Source organism: Intrasporangium sp. (genome assembly GCF_032907665.1).
GTDB lineage: Bacteria > Actinomycetota > Actinomycetes > Actinomycetales > Dermatophilaceae > Intrasporangium.
Map to the genome: position 1 here is coordinate 1 of NZ_JAJJPG010000042.1, position 5,022 is coordinate 5,022.

Annotated in this window: 3 protein-coding genes; 1 reads left to right on the plus strand and 2 read right to left on the minus strand. The window is 72.9% G+C overall.

Annotated elements, in window-relative coordinates; genetic code table 11:
- Together LOY02_RS08485 and LOY02_RS08490 are read right to left on the minus strand one after the other, a co-directional pair.
- Nucleotides 1-2,437: DUF1116 domain-containing protein (locus tag LOY02_RS08485; protein ID WP_317181912.1), on the minus strand; the 2,437-nt coding region annotated here is incomplete at its 3' end.
- Nucleotides 2,430-3,467 (minus strand): DUF2877 domain-containing protein, encoded by a 1,038-nt coding sequence (locus LOY02_RS08490; RefSeq protein WP_317181913.1) that lies wholly within the window; start codon nucleotides 3,465-3,467, stop codon nucleotides 2,430-2,432. The genes LOY02_RS08485 and LOY02_RS08490, both read right to left, overlap by 8 nt.
- A gap of 105 nt (nucleotides 3,468-3,572) precedes the next feature.
- Here LOY02_RS08490 and LOY02_RS08495 point away from each other — a divergent pair, with 105 nt between their 5' ends.
- Nucleotides 3,573-4,928: a helix-turn-helix domain-containing protein gene (locus LOY02_RS08495; protein WP_317181914.1), complete on the plus strand. Its 1,356-nt coding sequence runs from the start codon at nucleotides 3,573-3,575 to the stop codon at nucleotides 4,926-4,928.
- The last annotated feature ends 94 nt before the right edge of the window (nucleotides 4,929-5,022 follow it).

Sequence of the window (5,022 nt, forward strand, 5' to 3'; positions counted from 1 at the left end):
GGGTGGACAGCTTGCACGCCGGCATGCCGAGGTTGAGGAAGAAGTGCTCGTTGGCGCCGGAGAACCGCACGGCCTCCGCGATGTCCGTCGACGGCGCATCGGCAGTGATCATCGTCGGCAACAGCTCGCGCAGCAGCATGAGCGAGCCGGCCCGGTTGCGGTTGTGGCCCTCGTCGCCCATCTGGAGCATCTGGGCGATGATCGCCTTGACGTCGATCGGTCCGGTCGCGTCGACGCGCGCCCGGACCGCCTGCTGCAGGAGCGGCCCGAGCACCGAGTTCATCCAGTGCAGCCGGTCGATGACCTCCGGGCCGTAGGCGCCGTAGCGCAGCACCTTGCCGAGGCCCTCGTTGAGCGAGCACCAGGACAGGTTGCCGTGGACGTCGTCGCGCAGCTCGTAGAGCCACATCGACGGGCTGATGACGCCCGCCATGGGCCCGACCGCGTCGCGGTGGTGACACGGCTCGAGGGTGATGCCGTCGCCCTTCTCGAGCTTGGCCTCGGCTTCCTCGGCGGTGTCCGCCAGGCCTTCGAAGAGCATCGCCCCGATGAGCGCGCCCTTGAGCGGCCCGGATGCCCGGTCGAAGGTGATCGGCGGACCCGCGTGCAGGAAGGTGCCCTTCTCGAGACCGAGCGCCTCATGGGCCGGACGGACATCGACGAAGTCGGCTCCCGCCGCGACCATCCGCTCGAAGGCCAGCTGGTTGGCCTCGTCCCGACGTGGGTCTGCGAGGACGACGGCGAGGTCGCGCTCCGTGCCCGCGAGCGGGGGCTGCCACGCGGCCTCGGCCACCGGAACTGCCTGCGCCCGAACGGACTCCGCGAAGAGGGACACTCCCGCGGTCGCGACGGAGAGGTCCGCCGTCAGCAGGCCGTGCAGCTCCTCGGCGCGGTCCCCCACAGACTCCGCCTCCGCGGTGCCGTATGCCGCTGGGCTCGCTGCCGACGCCGGTGCGGCGGGTGCGTGGCCGAGGAGCTCCACGGCGTGGCGGGTGGCTGCGGCGTTCGACAGGTAGACGGTGGCGCCGGCATCGCGCAGCGCGGTCGCGGAGCGGGACAGGCCCTGGGGGTCCCCCTCGGTCCCGGTGAGCGAGATGACGACGGGGAGGGTCCGCCCGTCGGACTCGGCCCTGGCTCGCGCGGCCCGGATCGCCTCGGCGAGCTCCGGCGCGGGGTCCGGATGCGCGGCGTGGCCGAGGACGAGGTCGAGGAGCAGCACGCCGCACGTCGGGTCGGCGGCCTCTGCGGCGATGCGCTCGAGCCGGAGCGAGGGGTCGATCATCGGGTGTGGGCGCCCCTGCGTCATCGAGTCGTCGCCGAAGTCGATGACGACGTGGCCCGGGTCGCGCAGGTCCGGCCCGAGGGCAAGGTCCGGGCGAAGCGGGGTGTTGGACCGGATGTCGCCGAGCTCCTCCCCCGCGACGAGCATCGCCTCGTCGGCGAGGGTGCCGCCGCAGAACAGTCCCCTCAATGACGTGCCGGTCGCGGCCGGCTGTCCGACCTCCCAACTCGGCCACTCGACCTGCCGGCCCAGGGAGGCCAGCACGGATTCCACGGCAGCGGTGAGGTCGGGCTTCCCCGCCCCGAGCGTCGCCCAGTGGACCGGCGTGGCGAGCCCAGCGGCATACGACTCGATGTCGGAGAGCACCTCGGCGGCAGGGGGTTTCGAGACGACGATGATGGTCTCGGTGTCGGGGTCGGCAGCGAGCGCGGCGAGCGCCTGCTTCGTGGAGCGGCCCGCGACGGCGGCGGACAGGTCACGGCCGCCGACGCCGAGGACGTGGCTGACGCCCACCCCGGCCGCGTCGAGCAGGGACATGACCTGCTGGGCGCCGGTGCCCGAGGCTGCGACGATGCCGACCGAGCCGGGGCGCACGACGTTCGCGAAGCCGAGTGCGACGCCCCCGACCATCGCCGTCCCGCAGTCCGGCCCCATGACGAGGACGCCTTGGCGGGCGGCGCGCTCCTTGAGCCGCACCTCGTCCTCGACCGGCACGTTGTCGGAGAAGACCATGACACTCACGCCGGCGTCGATCGCGTCGAGCGCCTCGGTCGTGGCGTGCGGCCCCGGCACGGAGACGAGGGCGAGGTTGGCACCGGCCCGGAGGACGGCCGCTCCGAGCGTGCGGGGGGCCGGCGCCTCGCCGAAGCCGCCCGACTGGGTCGCGGCGGAGCGGAGCCGGGCGAGCGCCTCGTCGAGGGCGGCCTTGCCTGCCGCGATGCCCTCCTCGTCGCCGCGGATGGCGATGACGAGGTCGTTGGGGCCGGTGTCCGGCACGTCGAAGCCCATGCTGCGGATGACGTCGAGGTTGAGCTCGGTGGCCATTGCGACCTGCGCGGCCTCGACACCAGTGGCGGCAGCGACGGTCTGCGACACCTGCATGAGGCTCACGGAGTCGTAGTAGGCGCCGGTTCGGATCTCGACCTGGTCAGCCATGGAGGACACCTTCCTGGATGGTGGCGTGTGTGGACACGTGGTCAGCGAGGGCGCGGTCTGCGAGGGCGCGGCCTGCGAGGGCGCGGCCTGCGAGGGCGTCGCGGGCGCCCCGGAGTCCGGCGACGAGGTCCCGACCGGACGAGTGGCCGATGGCGAGGACCCGCTCGAGGGTCGGGCCGATGGACTGCCACGACGGTCGCGCGTACGGCGCGGTCGTGCTCGAGCCGGGCCCGACGGCTGGGTCGTGGTAGTCCGTCGGCTCGGGAGCCTCGGCCAGGAGGTCGACGAGCGCGACGACCTCGGGCACCGCATAGCCCTGTCCGGCGGCTCGGAGCAGGGCGGCGGAGATGGAGGTCGTCGTGTGCGAGAGCGCGCGGACCTCGCGGTCGATGGCGTCGACGGCGTCGAGCGCGCCGGCGGAGCGAAGCGCGAGCAGCACACCGGCCACGGCGTCGTCCCCACTGGGCGTCAAGCCGGCTCCCGCGCCGATGAGGCCCCGGAGCAGCGGCGCGACCGGCCGGCGCGCGAGCGCGGCCGCAGCGAGGTCGCGGGCCCGGTCGAGTGGCCACAGACGCGCGGGTCGGGGCCCGCATTCCAGGCCACTCGACTCGGAAACCTGGTCGAGTGGCCCCAGACGCCCGCCCCCGCGTCCCCCTCCCCCGTCGAGTGGCCCCAAACTCCGACCCCCTGTCCGGGAATTCGGGGCCACTCGACCGGGGACGGGCGCGGCGTGGTGCGGAGGCCTCACTCGAGCGGGGCGCTGGACCCGGGCTGCAACGACATCAGCCCGGGCCAGACGCACCCGCCCCTCCCCCACGTCGACCACGTCACCGGCGGTGACGCCCCAGGAGACCTCCGCCGAAGAGACACCCAGCCGCAGCCCGATCGGTTGCAGCAGCGCGTCCCGGGCCAGGACCGCGAGGACGGCGTCGTGCTCCCCCATACCCAGGTAGACGCACGTCGGGAAGACCCCCAGCACCCTGGCCTCGCGCCTCGGACCGGTCACCTCGTCGATGACGAGTGGCGACACGGCCGCAGGCCACTGGGGACGTGCGGCAGCGGTCAGCACACGCGCCCTCCTCGTCTTCCGGCCGGATCGATGACCGACGCTACCGAGGCAGGCTAGGGTGCGCTCATGGTGAATGTTGCCAACGATCCCGCCTCCGTCGAGGGTGAGTTGACAGCGGAGGCGGCCTCCGAGCTCGCCTCGGTCAAGGAACAGCTCGAACGCCAGACGGCCGCGCTGCACCGTCTCGAGGACGCCGACCGCGCACTCGTGCAGATCGTCCTCGCCGGAGGCACCCTCGACGAGCTGTGCGACCGCGTCGTCTCCTTCCTCGACCCGACCTCGAGTGCCGCGGCGATGGTGACCACGACCGATGGCCGGGTCATCGCCCGGGCAGGGGCGACGACCGAGCTCACGCGGGCCGAGTCACTCCCGTGCTTCGACCGGTCGGGTCGCTTCCTCGTGGAGTCCGAGCCGATGGGTCCGCGCGAGGACGGGCCGGATGCCGACCGCGTGGCCGTCCGCATCATCGCGGGTCACCTCGACCACGGTGTGCTCGTGGCCTTCTCGAGCCATCGGAGTCTCACCGAGGACGACGTGCGGCTGCTCGAACGCGCCGCCACCGTCGCGGCGCTCGCCATCACCAAGGACCAGGCGGTCGCGGCCGTCGAGAGCAAGTACCGGGCCGAGTTCCTCCGCGATGCCCTCTCGGGACGTGCCGGCACGCCGATCGACGCCATCTCCCACGCCTCGTCCCTCGGCTGGGACATCGACCGGCCCATGGTCGTCGTCGTGGCGGAGACGGACGAGGACGACGACCGCACGGAGCGGGACCGGGACGAGATCCGCTTCCTCCAGCAACGCTTCGCCCGCGCCTGGACCCATGCCGTCGGGGTGCGCGACCCGAGCACGCCGGTCGTCGGCTTCAGCCGAGAAGTCGTCGCGCTCGTCGCCGTTCCCGACGCCGCGGACACGGACCGAGTCATGCGCACCGTCGGTGACCTCGTGCGCGTCGTGCGCGGAGACGGCGGCGGTGGGCGGCGCAGCTTCTCCACCGGCGTCTCCCGGACGATCACGTCCCCGGCGCAGCTCCCCCAGGCCTACGAGGAGGCCCTCTCGGCCGTCACCGTCGGCCGCCAGATGCAGGGCGACGGGGCGCTGGCCCACGTCGACGGCCTCGGCATCTACCGGCTGCTCGCCCTCATCCCCGACGGGGCGGACCTGCGGCGCTTCGTCCGCGAGTCCCTGCGCGAGCTCGCGACGGACGACCAGCCGGAGTACGCCGACCTGCGCCAGACCCTGAGCATCCTCATCGACACCAACATGAACGTCGCGGAGACCGCACGCCTGCTCTTCTTCCACTACAACACGCTGCGCTACCGCATCGGCAAGCTCGAGAAGATGCTCGGCCCGTTCACGTCCGACCCCGAGCTGCGCCTCACCCTTGCCCTCGCCCTCAAGATCCACCGGATGCGTGGCCTCTGAGCACCGTCGAAGGACCAGACCGCGCCGTGCCGGGAGGCCGGCTTTGTGGCCACTCGACCCAGTCGGCACGTCGAGTGGCCCCGAATGCACAGGG

Excerpts from the sequence above, each read along its gene's own strand:
- LOY02_RS08495 (WP_317181914.1), top strand. The coding sequence starts at position 3,573 with ATGGTGAATGTTGCCAACGATCCCGCCTCCGTCGAGGGTGAGTTGACA.